General features: G+C 59.7%; 15 protein-coding genes. 10 read left to right on the plus strand and 5 right to left on the minus strand.

Annotation, left to right across the window (positions count from 1 at the left end; all coding sequences use genetic code 11):
* Positions 1 to 34 precede the first annotated feature (34 nt).
* Positions 35 to 1,411 (minus strand): sigma-54-dependent transcriptional regulator, encoded by a 1,377-nt coding sequence (locus ACESMW_RS15880; RefSeq protein WP_372987987.1) that lies wholly within the window; start codon positions 1,409 to 1,411, stop codon positions 35 to 37.
* 56 nt (positions 1,412 to 1,467) lie between these two features.
* Complete coding sequence (locus ACESMW_RS15885) at positions 1,468 to 3,114, minus strand: sensor histidine kinase (RefSeq protein ID WP_372987988.1); 1,647 nt, start codon at positions 3,112 to 3,114, stop codon at positions 1,468 to 1,470.
* A gap of 92 nt (positions 3,115 to 3,206) precedes the next feature.
* Between ACESMW_RS15885 and ACESMW_RS15890 the strand changes: the two genes are divergently transcribed.
* Positions 3,207 to 4,871, plus strand: a complete 1,665-nt coding sequence (locus ACESMW_RS15890; RefSeq protein ID WP_372987989.1) for an NAD+ synthase — start codon at positions 3,207 to 3,209, stop codon at positions 4,869 to 4,871.
* 191 nt (positions 4,872 to 5,062) lie between these two features.
* Here ACESMW_RS15890 and ACESMW_RS15895 read toward each other — a convergent pair whose 3' ends face one another.
* On the minus strand, positions 5,063 to 5,896 hold the full coding sequence (locus ACESMW_RS15895) for an outer membrane protein assembly factor BamD (protein ID WP_372987990.1): 834 nt from the start codon (positions 5,894 to 5,896) through the stop codon (positions 5,063 to 5,065).
* 135 nt (positions 5,897 to 6,031) lie between these two features.
* On the opposite strand from ACESMW_RS15895, the gene rluD reads away from it, so the two are divergent.
* The 3 genes from rluD (at position 6,032) to clpB (ending at position 10,634) form a co-directional block, all read left to right on the plus strand.
* Positions 6,032 to 7,009: a 23S rRNA pseudouridine(1911/1915/1917) synthase RluD gene (rluD, locus tag ACESMW_RS15900; RefSeq protein ID WP_092005789.1), complete on the plus strand. Its 978-nt coding sequence runs from the start codon at positions 6,032 to 6,034 to the stop codon at positions 7,007 to 7,009.
* Positions 6,999 to 7,754, plus strand: coding sequence for a peptidoglycan editing factor PgeF (gene pgeF / locus ACESMW_RS15905; RefSeq protein ID WP_372987991.1), 756 nt, complete (start codon positions 6,999 to 7,001; stop codon positions 7,752 to 7,754). The genes rluD and pgeF overlap by 11 nt, the downstream gene beginning before the upstream one ends.
* Before the next feature lie 303 nt (positions 7,755 to 8,057).
* On the plus strand, positions 8,058 to 10,634 hold the full coding sequence (gene clpB, locus ACESMW_RS15910) for an ATP-dependent chaperone ClpB (RefSeq protein ID WP_372987992.1): 2,577 nt from the start codon (positions 8,058 to 8,060) through the stop codon (positions 10,632 to 10,634).
* A gap of 176 nt (positions 10,635 to 10,810) precedes the next feature.
* Here the strand turns inward: clpB and ACESMW_RS15915 are convergent, their stop codons facing one another.
* On the minus strand, positions 10,811 to 11,272 hold the full coding sequence (locus ACESMW_RS15915; RefSeq protein WP_372987993.1) for a DUF4124 domain-containing protein: 462 nt from the start codon (positions 11,270 to 11,272) through the stop codon (positions 10,811 to 10,813).
* A gap of 502 nt (positions 11,273 to 11,774) precedes the next feature.
* Here ACESMW_RS15915 and ACESMW_RS15920 point away from each other — a divergent pair.
* From ACESMW_RS15920 to ACESMW_RS15945, 6 genes are all read left to right on the plus strand, one after another.
* The gene (locus tag ACESMW_RS15920; RefSeq protein ID WP_372987994.1) at positions 11,775 to 13,493 is read left to right on the plus strand and encodes an acetolactate synthase 3 large subunit; all 1,719 of its coding nucleotides are present in this window, start codon (positions 11,775 to 11,777) and stop codon (positions 13,491 to 13,493) included.
* A 2-nt stretch (positions 13,494 to 13,495) separates the two neighbouring features.
* The gene (gene ilvN, locus ACESMW_RS15925) at positions 13,496 to 13,987 is read left to right on the plus strand and encodes an acetolactate synthase small subunit (protein WP_092005803.1); all 492 of its coding nucleotides are present in this window, start codon (positions 13,496 to 13,498) and stop codon (positions 13,985 to 13,987) included.
* A gap of 66 nt (positions 13,988 to 14,053) precedes the next feature.
* A complete protein-coding gene (ilvC, locus tag ACESMW_RS15930; RefSeq protein WP_092005806.1) occupies positions 14,054 to 15,070 on the plus strand; it encodes a ketol-acid reductoisomerase in 1,017 nt (338 codons plus the stop codon).
* A gap of 91 nt (positions 15,071 to 15,161) precedes the next feature.
* Positions 15,162 to 15,992, plus strand: a complete 831-nt coding sequence (gene pssA / locus ACESMW_RS15935; protein WP_372987995.1) for a CDP-diacylglycerol--serine O-phosphatidyltransferase — start codon at positions 15,162 to 15,164, stop codon at positions 15,990 to 15,992.
* Between the two features lie 103 nt (positions 15,993 to 16,095).
* Positions 16,096 to 17,073 carry a protein-methionine-sulfoxide reductase catalytic subunit MsrP gene (gene msrP / locus ACESMW_RS15940; protein ID WP_372987996.1) on the plus strand — a complete coding sequence of 326 codons (978 nt, stop codon included), beginning with the start codon at positions 16,096 to 16,098 and terminating at the stop codon, positions 17,071 to 17,073.
* A 19-nt stretch (positions 17,074 to 17,092) separates the two neighbouring features.
* The gene (locus ACESMW_RS15945; RefSeq protein WP_372987997.1) at positions 17,093 to 17,701 is read left to right on the plus strand and encodes a sulfite oxidase heme-binding subunit YedZ; all 609 of its coding nucleotides are present in this window, start codon (positions 17,093 to 17,095) and stop codon (positions 17,699 to 17,701) included.
* A gap of 6 nt (positions 17,702 to 17,707) precedes the next feature.
* Here ACESMW_RS15945 and ACESMW_RS15950 read toward each other — a convergent pair.
* The coding region (locus tag ACESMW_RS15950; RefSeq protein ID WP_372987998.1) for a hypothetical protein at positions 17,708 to 17,900 on the minus strand (193 nt) is incomplete at its 5' end.

The following is a 17,900-nucleotide window of genomic DNA, read 5'->3' on the forward strand; positions in this document are numbered from 1 at the left end:
GATCAGTCGATAAGGGGCGCCCCTTATCGACTGATCACTCCATCCCCAACTTCTTCAACCGATACCGCAAAGCCCGGAAACTGATCCCCAGCCTTTTGGCCGCCGCCGTTTTGTTCCAGCGAGTAGCCTCCAACGCCTTCTCAATCGCCTGGCGCTCAATGGTTTCCAGGAACCCTTCAAGATCAATCTCCCCCTCCGGCACGCTTGGGGCATCGGTGCCGGGATTGGCCGAACCGGAAGCTGACCCTGCGGGCTGCACCCCGTTGCCCAGGTGCAAATCGTCGGCACTGATGCGGTCCTCATCACACAGGGTAAAGGCCCGCTCCAGAATATTCTCCAGCTCCCGCACGTTGCCGGGGAAGTCGTAGGCCTTTAGCCGTTCGATCGCATCCGGGGTAAGGGTGGCCGGGTCGCATTCGTATTCCCGGGCAATGCGCCCGAGGATATGACTGGCGAGCAGGGGAATGTCATCGGATCGCTCCCGCAGTGGCGGTACCGCCAGTTCGATCACGTTGATCCGATAGAACAGGTCCTGACGGAAGTTGCCTTCCTGTACCAGCTCCGGCAGGTTCTTGTGGGTAGCGCTCAGTACCCGGATGTCGACTGGCACTTCCTTGGTATCGCCCACCGGGCGTACGGCTTTTTCCTGGATGGCCCGCAGCAGCTTCACCTGCATGGCCAGGGGCAGGTCGGCCACTTCGTCCAGGAACAGGGTGCCGCCGTTGGCGGAGCGGAACAGGCCTTCCTTGTTCTCCACCGCGCCGGTGAAGCTGCCTTTCTTGTGGCCGAAGAATTCGCTTTCCATCAGCTCGGAGGGAATGGCGCCGCAGTTGACGGCCACGAAGGGGCCTTCCCGTCGAGGCCCCTGCAGATGGATCATCCGGGCCACCAGTTCCTTGCCGCTGCCGGATTCGCCGCTGATGAACACCGGCGCCTGGCTGCGGGCGAGCTTGCGGGTCTGGTTGCGCAACTTGCGGATCTGGGACGAGTTGCCCAGCAGAAGGCCCGGTTCGTCGGTTTCCGGGTCGGCGTCCGGTTCTGCCTCGGAAAGTCTCAGGGCGCTGCTGACCAGTTCCCGCAACCTGGGCAGTTCCACCGGCTTGGAGACAAAATCGAAGGCGCCAGCTTTCAGGGATTCGATGGCGGTATCCATGTTGCCGTAGGCGGTGATCACCGCCACTGGCGTGGCCGGGGCATGCTGCTGGATCCAGTGCACCAGGTCTATGCCGTTGCCGTCCGGCAGGTTCATGTCGGTCAGGCACAGCTGGGGGTGGTGTTTGTCCAACAGTTGCCTGGCGGTGGTCAGGTCCGGAGCGGTCAGGGTTTCAATGCCCATCCGGGTGAGGGTGATTTCCAGCAAGTCCCGGATATCCGGCTCGTCATCAACGATCAGTGCGGTATGCGTGGTCATTGTCTCGTGTTGGTTCCATCTCGTTGTGCGGGCCCCGGGGTCAGAAACGGTCTTGGTCAGATCATGCGCCCGGGTGGGGCAAAGGTAATGCGGAAACAGCACCCTGGCTGGTCGTCCTCCACCAGGGACAGGTGCGCCTGGTTAGACTCGCACAGTTCCCGGGCCAGATAAAGGCCCAGGCCGGTGCCACTTTTGTCGGTTGTGAAGAACGGCTCAAACACCGAACTCCGGTGCTCTTTCGAGATGCCGGGGCCATAGTCCCGAACATCCAGATAGGCCCGCTCCCCATCTTCCGTTGTGCCCGCGCTCAGCTTTATATGCTTCTCGCCACATTGCTGCTGGCTGTAGCGAAGCCCGTTGTCACACAGGTTGACCAGAACCTGCTCGATCTGGCTATTGTCGAACCGCGCCGCCGGTACGTCCGGGTCAATAACGAGATCGATCCGGGACGGGCTGCACTGGTCATCCTGGGTTTGCAGGAAGTCTCGCCGGAACTCCTGGAGCCACACGGGAATATCCACCAATTCGGCATTCGCTGCCTTGCGTCGGGACAATTCCAGGACATTTTCGATAATGCCATTAACCCGCCGGGAATGGCGGCGAATGATGTCCAGCATGCGCTTGTCCCCCTCGTCGAGTGACGGGGATTCTTCCATCAGTTGTGCCGCATGGCTGATAGCGCCCAGGGGATTACGGATCTCATGGGCGATGCCGGCAGTCAGCCGCCCGAGCGAGGCCAGTTTCATCTGCTGGGCCTGCTGGGTCACCTTGCTCATATCGTCAATGAACACCAGGATCTGGTCGCCCTGTTGCTGGTCCAGCTGCGTGAAATTGGCCTGTAACAGGGGGGAGGTGGGTGCGGACTGGAACGGAGCGACGCGTTTGCGGGGATCCCGGAGCCAGTCTTCCAGGCCCAGCTTCAGGGGCTGGGGCAGTACCCTGTTTTGCACTTGCGCTGAATCCTCGGTGCCTGGCGTGCCAAACAGCAGCTCCTCGGCAGCGGCGTTCGCCAGGCGGATCTGGCCGGAGCGATCCAGCACCAGGATGCCGGTGCGCATGCGCTGGATGATTTGCTGGTTGATCTGCTCGAGTTCCGCGATGCTACGGGCGCGGCTCGAGGCCAGGGCTTCGCTGCGCATCATTCGCCTTGAAATGTTCTGCAGGATAAATGCCGCGGCAAAATAGAGAATGCCGAGGGAGCCGGCCCGTACGATGTCATCGCCGCTTTCATCCAGTACCAGGACGGCCCAGCTGGAAATGCCGAGGGAGCAAAGAGCGGCGAGGGCGGCATAGAAGGTACCCATGCGGCTGGGGGTCAGGATGTTGCCCGCGGCGACGGATATGATGACCAGATTGGCCAGGCCGTTGGTAATGCCGGTACTGCTGATCAGCAGGCCGTGCATAATCAGGATGTCCAGCAGGATGGACAAGGTGATGTGCCGCTGGCTGGGCTGGAAGCCTGCGAACAATGTCATGCCGATGAAGGCGTTCAGGGCCAGGTAGGACACCACGCCGGCCTGGTAGTAATCCTGCCAGCGGAAACGGGGCTCCATGGCGACCGGGTCAATAAACAGCAACCCCACCAGCATCAGGCTGACCACCAGCCGGTAATGGTTGTAGATCCGGAACAGCTTCACTTGCTGCCAGTTGCCCGGCGAGTTCAGTGGCTGTGCGCTGCCGGTCGGTGACGTACTACCTGCCATGGTTGCCTTTTGTCTTTGTTGGTCGGAAGAAATTCTCGCCCTCGCGGGGTTATAATAGCCTTTTCATGGCAATGAGTTACAGGAGCCGATTTATGTCCGTGTCCGGGAACGCCCCGTCCTCCCAATCGCCTGCTCGAAAGTTGCGGGTGGTCATGGCCCAGCTGGATTTTCTGGTCGGGGATATTCCCGGCAATGCCCGTCTGGTGATTGACGCTACCCGCAAGGCGGCCAGCGAGCATCAGGCGGACATCGTGGTGTTTCCGGAACTCTGTCTGACCGGGTATCCGCCCGAGGATTTGCTGCTGCGCCCGAGCCTGGAGCTGCGCGTGGATGAGGCGCTGGAGGAAATCAAGGCCGCAGAACTTGAGCCAGCGATTGTCATCGGTGCGCCCCTGCGCCAACACGGTCTGCTCTACAACGGTGCCGTGGTGATCGAGAATGGGGAGATCACCGGCCGCTATTTCAAGCGCTTTCCGCCCAACTACCAGGTGTTTGATGAAAAGCGCTACTTTGCCGAGGGCAGAGATGTGCTCACTCTGGATATCCGGGGCGTTCCGGTAGGTATCACCGTCTGCGAAGACATCTGGAAGGACGGGCCGGTGGAGGATTGCGCCGCATCCGGAGCCCGGCTGATCCTGAATCTGAATGCGTCACCTTATGACATCGACAAGCAGGCGCGTCGCAAGGCTCTTCTGGAACGCAAGGCGCAGGAGAACGCAGTCAGCATTGTTTACGTGAACCTGATCGGCGGACAGGATGAACTGGTGTTCGACGGCGGCTCCATGGTCTACGATCACTCTGGTGGGCTCATGGCGGAAGCGTCCCAGTTCAGTGAAGGCCTGTACCCGGTCGACTTTATCTGCGATCACCATTGCCAGCCGGTGTCCCAGCCGTTGCCCGAGGAGCCTTCCCTGGAAGCCAACGTCTACAGCGCGCTGGTCACCGGGGTTCGGGACTACGTCAACAAGAACGGCTTCAAATCCGTGGTGCTGGGCCTGTCAGGTGGTATCGATTCCGCCGTCACCCTGGCAGTCGCGGTGGATGCCTTGGGCAAGGATCGGGTGCGCGCTGTGATGATGCCGTTCCGTTACACCTCCAGCATGAGCCTGGAGGATGCCGAAGCCGAGGCCAACGCCCTCGGCGTGCAGTATGACGTGTTCTCCATCGAGCCCATGTACGACGCCTTCATGGCCACCCTGGCGAAGCCGTTTGAAGGCACAAAGCCAGACACCACCGAGGAAAACCTGCAGGCCCGTCTGCGAGGTGTGCTGCTGATGTCCCTGTCCAACAAGTTCGGCTCTCTGGTGCTGACCACCGGCAACAAGAGCGAAATGGCGGTGGGCTATTCCACGCTCTATGGCGATATGGCTGGCGGCTTTGATGTGCTGAAGGATGTGCCCAAGACCCTGGTGTTCCGTCTGGCCCGCTACCGCAACACCGTGTCCCCGGTGATCCCGGAGCGGGTTATCACTCGCCCGCCCTCAGCTGAGCTGGCGCCGGACCAGAAGGATGAGGACAGCCTGCCGGGATACGATGTGCTGGACCAGATTCTCAATCTGTATGTGGAGCGGGATTTCAGTGCCGAGGCGATTGTGGCGGAGGGCTTCGATGCCACCGACGTGGCGCGGGTGATTCGACTGGTGGATATCAACGAGTACAAGCGCCGGCAGGCGCCGATTGGCGTGCGGATTACCGAGCGGGGGTTTGGTAAGGACCGGCGGTACCCGATTACCAATGGCTGGAAGAGTGGCAAGTAGCGGGTTTGGTTGAAAATGGGGTCAGAAGAAAGCGTTCATCAGACCCCGGGCTCAGGTCAAGCTCGGGAGTCCGGCCGCCAAGCAGGGGTCAGATGAAGGCTTTCATCTGACCCCATGTTCAGGTCAACCTTCTGAGTCGAGCGTCAACTCAGGGGGCTGATTAAAACCTTCATCTGACCCCATGTTCAATCTCACTCGTCCCCCATCAACCCAAACGTCACCACATTCATCAAAGACCGGTTCTCTCCCTTCAACCGGTCTGCCACAAACTCCCCGTCCTCGTTGAACGCCTCACTGTCCGGGAAATTCTCCCGCAGCAGGGCAATGCTGTCCCGGGCACCTTTCTTCAGGTCGAGGAACTGATAAGTCTCGGTCATGATGATCAGGGCTTCTTCCACGGCCGGGGCGGAGGGATAGTTCTCGACCACATAGCGCGCCCGGTTATTGGCGGCCAGATAGGCCTCGCGTTTAATGTAATAACGGGCGGCGTGTAGCTCCAGTTCGGCCATACGGTTGCGAATGGCGATCATCCGCTGGCGGGCGTCGCTGGCGTAAGGGCTATCCGGGTAACGGTTCAGCAACTGCGAGAAATCCCGGAACGCCTGGGTCTGTTCACCGGGGTTGCGGGCGGCGACATCAATGGGGAAGTAGCGGGCTGCCAGGCCGAGATCCAGGTTGTAGGAAGCCAGTCCGCGCATATACAGGGCATAGTCGGCATGCTCGCTCTGCGGGTTCAGCCGCAGGAAACGGTCCGCCGCGGCCCGGGCGCCTTCCAGATCCATGTTCTGGTAGCGGGCGTAGATCAGGTCCAGCTGGGCCTGTTCGGCATAGCGGCCGAACGGATAGTAGGTCTCCAGGGCATCGAGGTTCTCCTCGGCTTCATTGAAGTTACCGGAGTCCATCGCCTGGCGGGCATTCTCGTAATAGGTCTGTTCCGGCAGGACTTCCTCCTGTTTGTTACTGGCGCAGGCGCTGATCATCACCGCCAGGGTGGACAGCAACAGTAAACGAACAACTGATCTCATGCCGGAATCCCGTATAATGTCGAAAAGTTTTTGAGCAGCGGCCATTGTAGCGGGGAAGACGGCCCATGTGCAGAGGTTCCCTCGCCCGATTGCCAGAATCTGATCAAAACGTAACACACCGGCCCCGGGGGCTTGATGTCATCTGAAAACCGAATTACCGCACGATTTGTCGTTCCGCCCGATCTGAGCGACCGCAGGCTCGACCAGGCTGCTGCCGCTCTGATGCCCGAGCATTCCCGTTCCCGCCTGCAAGGCTGGATCAAGGACGGTACCCTGACAGTCAACGGCGAGGCCCGAAAGCCCCGGGACAAGGTCATGCTCGATGACGTCATCGAACTGGATGCCGAGCCCGAAGTGCAGGTCAGCTGGGAAGCGGAAGATATCCAGCTGGACATCGTCTATGAGGACGAGCACCTGCTGGTGATCAACAAACCGGCGGGCCTGGTGGTGCATCCGGCGGCAGGTCACGCGGCAGGCACCCTGGTCAATGCCGTCCTGAGTTACGCCCCGGAAGTGGAAAACCTGCCCCGAGCGGGCATCGTCCACCGGCTCGACAAGGACACCTCTGGCATCATGGTGGTGGCCCGCAGCCTGATCGCTCACACCTCGCTGGTCGACCAGCTCCAGACCCGCACCATGGGGCGCGAGTACGACGCCGTCGTGGTGGGCACACTCACCGGCGGCGCCACAGTTGACGCCCCCATTGGCCGACACCCCCGCGAGCGCAAGAAAATGGCCGTGGTCTCCAGCGGCAAACCGGCCGTCACCCACTACCGGTTAGTGGAACGCTTCGCCGCTCACACCCACATCCGCTGCAAACTGGAAAGCGGCCGGACCCACCAGATCCGGGTGCACATGGCCCATGTGAAGCACCCGCTGGTGGGCGATCAGCTGTATGGCGGCCGCATGCGCCTGCCCAAGGGCTCCACCGAGGAGCTGCGGGAAGTGCTGTCCGGCTTCAACCGCCAGGCGCTGCACGCCCGACAACTGACCCTGGAACACCCGGAAACCGGTGAAATCCTCAGCTGGGAAGTGCCGCTTCCGGAAGATATGGTTCACCTGATCGAAGCCCTGCGCAAACACGTCCGGGAACTCGAAAGCCATGATTTCTGAACAGGTCGTCCTCCGCCCGGACTGGTCCGCGCCCAGAAATGTCCAGGCGATGTGCACCACCCGCCATGGCGGTGTTAGTCAGCCACCCTGGAACACTCTTAACCTGGGTAGTCATGTCGGTGACAACCCCGACCATGTCCAGACAAATCGGCAGCGCCTCGCCGACTTCACCAGTCTGGACGCTTCCCGCATTGCCTGGCTGAACCAGGTCCACGGCACCAACGTGGTGGAGATCACCGCCGACAACGTCGCCACCGTCCCGGAAGCCGATGCCAGTTTCACCCGGGAACCGGGCATCGCCTGTGCCATCCTCACCGCCGACTGCCTGCCGGTGGTGTTATCCGACCGACTGGGCAGCGTGGTCGGGGCCGCCCATGCCGGCTGGCGAAGCCTGTGCGGCGGCGTACTGGAAAACCTGGTCCGCGCCATGGCGGTGCCCGGCGATGAACTGATCGCCTGGCTCGGCCCGGCCATCGGCCCGAAACAATTCGAAATCGGCCCGGAAGTTCGCGAGGCGTTCCTGTCACCCGATCCGGGCGCCGCCAGAGCATTCAAAGAAGAGGGCGCTCGCCCTGGTCACTACCTTGCCGACATCTACCAATTGGCCCGACAACGCCTGGCCAGTGCCGGCGTTCGCTCCGTTTCCGGCGGCAGCCTCTGCACCGTTCGCGATCGAGATTGGTTTTTCTCCTACCGGCGCGATGGTCAGACCGGACGGATGGCGACGCTGATCTGGATGAATTAGCGCCAGCGAGTCTACCCGCGAATGTTCGGGCGATGGGCTGGTGGAGCTTCCCGGAACTGTCTGCAGCATGGATGCTGCAGTCAAGCCTACATGGATGTATTCACGGCGTGTTCCGGGAAGCTCCACCAGCCCATCGCTTGCTCCGAACACACATGACGGTGGTCAATTTAGCGCCAAAATAAAACCACCCCAGCTTGAAGTCCCACCACCCGCCCCTACATTTAAATGCAAAGCAATTTGGATATAACCGAACCGCCAAAGGGTTCGCCAGATATCCGCTAACTGAATTGGGGAAACGGAAACATGAGAATCGACAAGCTCACCAGCAAACTGCAGACCGCACTTGCGGACGCGCAGTCGCTCGCGGTTGGCAAGGACCACAACTTCATTGAGCCGCTGCACCTGATGCAGGCACTGCTCGACCAGGAAGGCAGCTCCATTAAACCGCTGCTGAAACAGGCCGGCGCGGACCCGGCGCGCATTCGTCAGGCCATCGCCCAGGAAATCGAGAACCTCCCGGAAGTGAAAGGCTCCGCCGGCGATGTCTCCATGTCCAACGACATGGGTCGCCTGCTCAACATGGCCGACAAACTGTCTCAGAAGCGCAAGGACCAGTTCATTTCCAGTGAGCTGATGCTGCTGGCCGCTTTGGCAGACCGGGGAGCCCTGGGACGGGTGTTGCGCGAGCAGGGCGTCGACAAGGCCGCCCTGGAAAAGGCCATCGACGAGGTTCGTGGTGGTGAGGCCGTCACCGATCCCGGTGCCGAGGAAAACCGCCAGGCCCTGTCCAAGTACACCATCGACCTGACCGAGCGCGCTGCCGAAGGCAAGCTTGACCCGGTCATCGGTCGTGACGACGAGATTCGCCGTACAATCCAGGTGCTGCAACGCCGCCGCAAGAACAACCCGGTGCTGATCGGCGAACCCGGCGTGGGCAAGACCGCCATTGTCGAAGGCCTGGCCCAGCGTATCGTCAACGGTGAAGTGCCCGATGGCCTGAAGGACAAGAAGGTATTGTCCCTGGATATGGGCTCACTGATTGCCGGTGCCAAGTTCCGTGGCGAGTTCGAGGAGCGCCTGAAGGCCCTGCTGAACGAACTGTCCAAGCAGGAAGGGCAGATCATCCTGTTTATCGACGAAATCCACACCATGGTCGGCGCCGGCAAGGCCGAAGGCTCCATGGATGCTGGCAACATGCTGAAGCCGGCTCTGGCCCGGGGTGAGTTGCACTGCGTGGGCGCGACCACCCTGGATGAGTACCGCGAGAACATCGAGAAGGATGCGGCCCTCGAGCGCCGGTTCCAGAAGGTGTTGGTCAGCGAGCCGAGTGAGGAAGACACCATCGCTATCCTGCGTGGCCTGAAAGAGCGCTACGAGGTGCATCACGGTGTTGAAGTCACCGACGGTGCCATCATCGCGGCGGCCAAGCTTTCCCACCGGTACATCACCGACCGGCAGTTGCCGGACAAGGCGATCGACCTGGTGGACGAAGCCGCCAGTCAGATCCGGATGGAGATGGATTCCAAGCCCGAGCCGCTGGACCGTCTCGAGCGCCGGCTGATCCAGCTGAAGATCGAGCGGGAAGCGCTGAAGAAAGAGAAGGACGAGGCGTCCAAGAAGCGGCTTTCAGAACTCTCCGAGGTGATTTCCGGTGTCGAGCGCGAATACGCCGATCTGGAAGAAGTCTGGAACTCCGAGAAGGCGGCGCTGCACGGCTCCCAGAAGATCAAGAGCGATCTTGAGCAGGCGCGGATTGATCTGGAAAACGCCCGCCGCGCCGGCGATCTTGGCCGCATGTCCGAGCTGCAGTATGGCAAGATTCCGGAGCTGGAGCGACAGCTGGAAATGGCCGGCCAGGCCGAGATGAAGAAGATGGAGCTGCTGCGTAACCGCGTCACGGACGAGGAGATTGCCGAGGTGGTCTCCAAGTGGACCGGCATCCCGGTATCCAAGATGCTGGAAGGCGAGCGTGACAAGCTCATGCGTATGGAAGAGGCCCTGCATGACCGGGTGATCGGTCAGGACGAGGCGGTGGAAGCCGTCGCCAACGCCGTTCGTCGCTCCCGCGCCGGCCTCTCCGATCCGAACCGGCCCAACGGCTCGTTCCTGTTTCTCGGCCCGACCGGTGTGGGCAAGACCGAGCTGTGTAAGGCTTTGGCGTCCTTCCTGTTTGATACCGAGGAAGCCATGGTTCGCATCGATATGTCCGAGTTCATGGAGAAACATTCCGTGGCTCGCCTGATCGGTGCACCTCCCGGCTATGTCGGCTATGAAGAGGGTGGTTACCTGACCGAAGCGGTGCGTCGCCGCCCGTATTCAGTATTGTTGCTGGACGAGGTGGAGAAGGCGCACCCGGATGTGTTCAACATTCTCCTGCAGGTGCTCGAGGATGGCCGCCTGACCGATGGCCAGGGTCGCACGGTGGACTTCCGCAACACCGTCATCGTGATGACCTCGAACCTGGGCTCCGACATCATCCAGCAGAAAGCGGGTGAGGAGAACTATGAGGCCATGAAGAGCGCGGTGATGGAAGAGGTAGGTACCCACTTCCGTCCGGAATTCATCAACCGCGTGGACGAAGTGGTGGTATTCCATCCGCTGGCGGAAGACCAGATTCGCGGCATCGCCAAGATCCAGATCGCCGGCCTTAGCAAGCGCCTGAAGGAACAGGACATGAAGCTGGAACTGGACGACGCCGCCATGGACCTGCTGGCGGAAGTGGGCTACGACCCGGTCTATGGCGCCCGGCCGCTGAAGCGGGCAATCCAGCGCAACATCGAGAATCCGCTGGCGCAGAAGCTGCTGCAGGGAGAGTTCGTGTCGGGAGACACCATTCGCGGCACGGTGAAGGATCACCAGTTGGTGTTCGAGAAGGCCTGATCGATGAAGTCGGGGTCAGAAGAACGCTTTCTTCTGACCCCATTTTCGCGCCCGACTCGAGGTTGCGTCTAAGACGGGGTCAGATGAAAGCCTTCATCTGACCCCACTTTCAAGCCCAGCCCGAGCCACTAACCCGGGGTCAGATGAACGCTTTCATCTGACCCCACCTTCACCTCTCACTCTTCCATCGGCCCACAATTCTCTTCGGCAATCTTCTCGAACTTCATCCGCTGATCGGCAATCTCCTCCGGTGACAGATACCGCCGCTCGCCGTCTTCCTCCACCTGGATCCGAGCATTGCTATCAATAACCCGCAGATTCGACTGGGCAGTGGCACAGTTGGCTTCGCGCTGCTTGCGAATGGCTTCCATCTCGGCCCGTTCACGCTCGGTCAGTTCGCGCTTTTCCGCTTCCTGCTCCATGGCCTGCACCTGCTCCTGGGGGCTGGTGCGGTTGGATGCGTTGGTCGAGCCCTTGCCGGAACGGACGCTGACCTGTTCGGCCTTGCTGCCCGTGGGTTGGCGATCGCCAAAATGGGTAACGCCGTTTTCGTCCGTCCATTTATAGACGGAACCGCTGTGGGCGACGCCCGGTACCAAAGCCATTAACAGGGTCAACATCAGAATTTTTCTGTTCATGGATCTACTCGCCGTGGTTTGCTACCGGTCAGATTCCGCTGCCGGTTGGAATTATTGGTGAAGTCTATCATGCCATCCGGAACGCCGATTTTCTTTCGTCTGGTTCAAATCTCGGGGCCTGGATTCTCCAAGTATGGCAGACGTTCGTTCATATTGGGCGGATTAACGGCCGGCGGCTATTGACAGGGAGTTTCGCCCTGTCAGAATTGGCGATTGCCTGAAACTGGGGTTAATTCGGCAGGCAATCCCGAGCGAGTATCCCCCGTTAATCACCACACTGAACACATCGGGTCCCGATGTGCGCTGGTTGTTGCTTACGTGCAACCCGTTGATTGGTCGTTCTCCGCAACCCTCAGGAGGGCGGCTGGCCAGGAGACAACCTCTTATTTTGCAGGTGTGGAGGAGCAAGCCGGTTCCGCTTTCACAAGAAGCAGGGAGACCGTGAATCCAGGCAACCGGGGCGAAACCCGGCTCATTCACTCGTAGAAGAGGGTAGAAAATCGTGGAGTTATTGTCTGGCGCCGATATGCTGATCCGGTCCCTTCAGGATGAAGGTATCGAGTACATATACGGCTATCCGGGTGGTGCAGCCCTTCATATTTATGATGCGCTGTTCAGGCAGGACAAAGTCAAGCACATTCTGGTGCGGCACGAGCAGGCGGCGGTCCACATGGCCGACGGCTACGCCCGCGCGACCGGAAAACCAGGTACCGTACTGGTGACCTCGGGTCCTGGAGCCACCAATACCATCACCGGCATTGCCACCGCTTTCATGGATTCCATCCCCATGGTGGTTCTGTGCGGTCAGGTTGCCTCCCACCTCATCGGTGAGGATGCCTTCCAGGAAACCGACATGATCGGTGTGTCCCGTCCCGTGGTGAAGCACAACCTGAGCGTGCGGCACCCCGAGGAAATCCCCGAAATCATTCGCAAGGCCTACTACATTGCCGCGACCGGCCGTCCCGGCCCGGTGGTGGTGGATATCCCCAAGGATATGACCACGCCGAACGAGCGCTATGAGTATTCCTATCCGAAGAAGGTCAAACTGCGCTCCTACAACCCGGCCATTCGTGGCCACGCCGGCCAGATCAAGAAAGCGGTCGACATGCTGCTGGCGGCCAAGCGCCCGGTTATCTATGCCGGCGGCGGTGTGATCCTGGGCAAGGCCTCGAACCAGCTGACCGAGCTGACCCGCATGCTGGGTTATCCGCTCACCAATACCCTGATGGGGATCGGCTGTTACCCGGCATCCGACAAGCAGCACCTGGGCTGGCTGGGCATGCATGGCACCTACGAAGCCAACATGGCCATGCACCATTCGGATCTGATTCTCTGTGTGGGCGCCCGTTTTGACGACCGGGTAACCAACGCCACCGAGAAGTTCTGTCCGGGTGCGCGCATTATCCACATCGACATCGATCCGGCCTCCATCTCCAAGACCGTGGAAGCGGATGTGCCCATCGTCGGCCCGGTGGATGCGGTGCTCAAGGAGATGCTTGCCCTGGTGAAAGAAAGCAAGGACAAGCCGGATGCCGACGCCCTGGCTTCCTGGTGGAAGCAGATCGACGAGTGGCGGGCGTTCCACGGCATGCGATACGAAAACAGCCCGGATGTCATCAAGCCGCAGGAAGTCATCGAGCTGCTGTGCAAGCTGACCAACGGTGAAGCCTTCGTCACCTCCGACGTGGGTCAGCACCAGATGTTCGCCGCCCAGTACTACAAGTTCGACAAACCCAATCGCTGGATCAACTCCGGTGGCCTGGGCACCATGGGCTTCGGCCTGCCGGCGGCGATGGGTGTCAAGCTTACCCATCCGGACGACGAGGTGCTGTGCATTACCGGTGAGGGCAGTATCCAGATGAACATCCAGGAGCTGTCCACCTGCAAGCAGTACAACCTGCCGGTGAAGATCATCAACCTGAACAACCAGGCCCTGGGGATGGTGAAACAGTGGCAGGACATGAACTACGAGTCCCGTCACTCCCAGTCCTACATGGAGTCCCTGCCGGACTTCATCAAACTGGCGGAAGCATACGGCCACGTGGGTGTGCGCATCGAGAAGAAGGAAGACCTTGAGTCCAAGCTCAAGGAAGTCCTGGCGATGAAAGACAAGCTGGTCTTTGTCGACATCTATGTAGACCGCTTCGAGCATGTCTACCCGATGCAGGTGGCCCGCGGTTCCATGAAAGACATGTGGCTCAGCAAGACGGAGAGGGTGTGATCATGCGTCGAATCATTTCTGTTTTGCTGGAAAACGAGCCGGGTGCGCTGTCACGGGTTGTTGGCCTGTTCTCCCAGCGCAACTACAACATTGAAACACTGACCGTGGCGCCGACCGAGGACGAGACCCTGTCCCGTCTGACTGTCACCACCACCGGTTCTGACAAGGTTATTGAACAGATCACCAAACAGCTGAACAAGCTGATTGAAGTGGTGAAGCTGGTAGACCTGACCGAAGGCGCCCACATTGAGCGCGAGCTGATGCTGGTGAAGCTGAAAGCCACTGGTTCCCAGCGCGCCGAGATCAAGCGCACGGTCGATATCTTCCGCGGCCAGATCGTGGACGTCACCAGCTCCGTGTACACGGTTCAGTTGGCGGGCGACAGTGACAAGCTGGACGGTTTTATCCAGGCAGTCGGTACTTCCGGGGTACTGGAAGTGGTCCGTACCGGGGTTTCTGGTATTGCCCGCGGCGAAAAGGTACTGAGCCTGTAACGGCCAGGATTGACGAGTTCGAACATCATGGCCCTGCGGGGCCATCACAAATAACAGAGGTTTCTCATGCAGGTTTATTACGATAAGGATTGCGATCTTTCCATCATCCAGGGCAAGAAAGTTGCCATCATCGGTTTCGGTTCCCAGGGTCACGCCCATGCGTGCAACCTGAAAGAATCCGGTGTTGACGTGACCGTAGGTCTGCGTCCGGGCTCTTCTTCCATCGCCAAGGCGGAAGCCTATGGCCTGAAGACCAGCGACGTGCCGTCTGCCGTTGCCGCCGCCGACGTGGTCATGGTCCTGACTCCGGACGAGTACCAGTCCCAGCTGTACAAGGCCGAAATCGAGCCGAACCTGAAAGAGGGTGCAACCCTGGCTTTCGCCCACGGTTTCGCCATCCACTACAACCAGATCGTTCCGCGCAAGGATCTGGACGTGATCATGGTGGCTCCGAAGGCTCCGGGCCACACCGTTCGCACCGAATTTGCCAACGGCGGTGGTATCCCTGACCTGATCGCTATCTTCCAGGACGCTTCCGGCAACGCCAAGAACCTGGCCCTGTCCTATGCCAGCGGCATTGGTGGCGGCCGTACCGGCATCATCGAAACCAGCTTCAAGGACGAGACCGAAACCGACCTGTTCGGCGAGCAGGCGGTTCTGTGTGGCGGTACCGTTGAGCTGGTCAAGGCCGGTTTCGAGACCCTGGTGGAAGCCGGTTACGCACCGGAAATGGCCTACTTCGAGTGTCTGCATGAGCTGAAGCTGATCGTGGATCTGATGTACGAAGGCGGCATCGCCAACATGAACTACTCCATCTCCAACAACGCGGAGTATGGTGAGTACGTGACTGGCCCGGAGATCATCAACGAGCAGTCCCGCGAAGCCATGCGCAATGCTCTCAAGCGCATCCAGAGCGGTGAGTACGCCAAGATGTTCATCTCCGAAGGCAGCCTGAACTACCCGTCCATGACCGCGCGCCGTCGTGACAACGCCGCCCACCAGATCGAAGTGGTTGGTGAGAAGCTGCGCTCCATGATGCCGTGGATCACGGCCAACAAGATCGTGGACAAGGACAAGAACTGATCCGGATTCCCGGCACAGTTTTCGAAAACGCGGCCCGGGTGGCCGCGTTTTTCGTATATACTCCGCCCAAATGCTTTCCGGAGTTCCAGGAATGACTGACGAGAAAAAATCTGTCGACACAGAAGAAGCCACCTTCAAGAATGAACAGCAGGAAACCCCGGATCCGGAGATCGATTCCGGTGAGGTCGTGGAAGAAGAGCTGGTCGAAGGGGCGCCTGTCCGGCGGAAAGGGATTTACCTGCTTCCCAACGCGCTGACGACCGCCTCCCTGTTTTCGGGGTTTTATGCCATCGTCTCGGCCGCCAACGGTGTCTTTGACAATGCCGCGATTGCGATCTTTGTCTCGATGATCCTCGACGGACTGGATGGCCGAGTGGCCCGGATGACCAACACCCAGAGCAAGTTCGGCGAGGAGTACGACAGTCTCGCGGACATGGTGGCCTTCGGTGTGGCGCCGGGGTTAGTGGCCTTTTTCTGGTCCCTGAACGGTCTTGGCAAGTTCGGCTGGGCCATCACGTTCATCTTTGTTGCCGGCGCGGCCTTGCGCCTGGCTCGCTTCAATACCCAGATCGGTTCGGTGGACAAGAAGTTCTTTGTCGGGCTGGCCAGTCCGTCCGCCGCCGCCTGTGTTGCCGGCCTGGTCTGGTGTTTCCACCAGTTTGAGCCATCCACCTGGCTGACGATTCTGACTGTTGTAGTGGTTGGCGGTACCGGCGTGCTCATGGTGAGCAATATTTTCTATCGCAGCTTCAAGGATCTTGACCTGCGCGGCCGGGTTCCGTTTGCCGCCATTTTGTTGGTGGTGCTGATCCTTGTGGTGATCGCCCTGGATCCGGCAACCGTATTGTTTACCGTGTTCCTGCTCTATGCGTTGTCCGGACCTGCCCGTGCCCTGTTTCGCGGCAAACCACGTCGTCAGTAAGGCGTAGCAACCCTGCAGTAATCCGCCCCGGGCCAGGTGCCCGGGGAATTCTCAAGGGATACTCCGGTCAACCAATCAGGCTTCTGGTTAACGGAGATTCCCGATGCTTATCAAGAAACGCCCGTCTTGGGCCCTTTCCCATTCTGACGTCACGCCCGAATCGGTCTACCTCGACCGCCGTCGTTTCATGGGTGGCATGTTTGCAGCTGCTCTTGCTGGCGCCGGAGTGCCTCGCCTTGTGGACGCCGCAGCCTTACCGGTGCAGGGCGAATCCCTGAGTTTTTCAGCGATGCCGGGCTTCTCCACCAATGAGGAGAAAACCCCGTACGAAGATGTAACCCGTTACAACAACTTCTACGAGTTCGGAACCGGTAAGGGTGATCCCGCCAAGTATGCGGATGAGATGTCCCTAGATCCCTGGTCGGTGGTGGTCGAGGGGGAGTGCGACAAGCCCGGAACCTATGGCCTGGAAGATCTGGTCCGTCCCCATGACTACCAGGAACGCATCTATCGGCTACGCTGTGTTGAAGCCTGGTCCATGGTGATCCCCTGGATCGGGATTCCGCTGGCGGACATGCTCAAGCGTTTCGAGCCGAACTCCCGGGCCAGGTACGTCTATTTTGAGACGCTCCACGATCCCGACCAGATGAGGGCACAGCGCTCGCTGTTCAGCACCATCGACTGGCCCTACCAGGAAGGTCTGAGGATGGATGAAGCCATGAACGAGCTCAGCTTCATGGCGGTCGGACTCTATGGCAAAACTCTGCCGAAACAGAATGGTGCACCCATGCGGCTGGTTGTGCCCTGGAAATACGGCTTCAAGAGTATCAAGTCCATCGTGAAGATCCGTTTCCAGGAGAAGCGGCCCAAAACCACATGGGAAATGATTGCTCCGCAGGAATATGGCTTCTACGCAAACGTGAACCCCGAGGTGGACCACCCGCGCTGGAGTCAGAAGCGAGAGCGCCGGCTACCGTCAGGTCTGTTAAGCCCGAACTGGATGGAAACCCGGAAGTTCAATGGCTATGGCGAGCAGGTTGCCCACCTGTATAAGGGCATGGACCTGACCAAATACTACTGAGCGGAAATCAGGACCAACCATGACCATCCCGATGTTGCCGTTCAGAATACTGGTTTTTCTGCTGTCCTGTGTGCCATTTGCGTTGCTGGTCTTCGATATCGCCACCGGTTCCCTCGGGCCCGACCCCGGGCAGAGGGTAACCGAGACGCTCGGCCTGTCGGCACTCCAGTTGCTGATCGTTACTCTGTTAATGACGCCCCTGGCACGCTGGACCCATTGGTCCGGCTGGATAAAGGTACGCAGGATGGTCGGTCTGTTTGCGTTCTTTTATGCAACGCTCCACCTGATGGCGTTTCTGCAGTTCATCCTGGGGTGGACCGATCTGTGGGCAACGTTCACCAAGCGCCCCTACATTATCTTCGGAAGCCTGGCTTTCCTGCTGCTGATCCCGCTGGCGGTAACGTCCACCAAGGCGATGATGCGCCGATTGGGGCGACGGTGGAAACCGCTGCATCGTCTGATCTATCCGGCGGTTGCTCTGGTGTGGTTGCATTTTATCTTCCAGGCCAGGAGCGATATTACCGAGATGGTGATCTATGGATTGGTGGTGGTCTTTTTGCTTGCCATAAGAGGGTATTGGTTCGGCTGGTATTCCCTGGTTCCGCTGAGAGCGGCCAAAAGGGGCTGAACCAGGTTATAAGTTGACCGGATTGGGCGGTATTTGAACAGCCGAATAGGTGGAAACCGAAGCCCGGGAAAATAAACCGAAATTGGTCGTTGACAGTTTTCCTGAGGGCTGTAGAATGCGCACCACTTCTGAGGGACAAGCCACTGACGCAGCGGCGGCCCGAAGGAGTAACTGCTTGAAAGCTTTGAAGAAAATGGTT

The sequence above is a fragment of the Marinobacter sp. genome (assembly GCF_041690455.1).
In the GTDB taxonomy this organism is placed as follows: Bacteria; Pseudomonadota; Gammaproteobacteria; order Pseudomonadales; family Oleiphilaceae; genus Marinobacter.